The sequence below is a fragment of the Methylophaga sp. UBA5088 genome (genome assembly GCF_002414625.1).
In the GTDB taxonomy this organism is placed as follows: domain Bacteria; phylum Pseudomonadota; class Gammaproteobacteria; order Nitrosococcales; family Methylophagaceae; genus Methylophaga; species Methylophaga marina.
In genome coordinates, this window is record NZ_DIAC01000032.1 from 49,586 (window position 1) to 49,989 (window position 404).

Sequence of the window (404 nt, forward strand, 5' to 3'; positions counted from 1 at the left end):
GAAGCTGAAAATATCAGCATGGTGCTCTATCCGAATGATGCCAGCGAGAATGGTAAAGAGCTCCGTCTACGCCAGCAGTACTTCTTAGCCTCAGCCAGTTTGCAAGACATTATCGACTACTGGGTCACCACCCATGGTGAGTCATTCGATAATTTTGCCGAGAAAAATTGTTTCCAGCTAAATGATACTCACCCTACTGTGGCAGTTGCCGAACTCATGCGTTTATTAATGGATGAACATGGACTGAGCTGGGATAAAGCCTGGGACATCACCTCCAACACGATGGCCTATACTAACCATACTCTGTTACCAGAAGCTTTGGAGCGCTGGCCGGTCAATATGTTTGGGCGTCTGCTGCCACGCATTCTGGAAATTATTTACGAAATTAATGCCCGCTTCCTGCG

The 404-nt window shown here is 47.3% G+C and carries 1 protein-coding gene; it reads left to right on the top strand.

What is annotated here, in order from left to right:
- Positions 1-404 (top strand): glycogen/starch/alpha-glucan phosphorylase (locus B4K20_RS04495; RefSeq protein WP_289282028.1); only part of this gene is annotated, 404 nt, incomplete at both ends.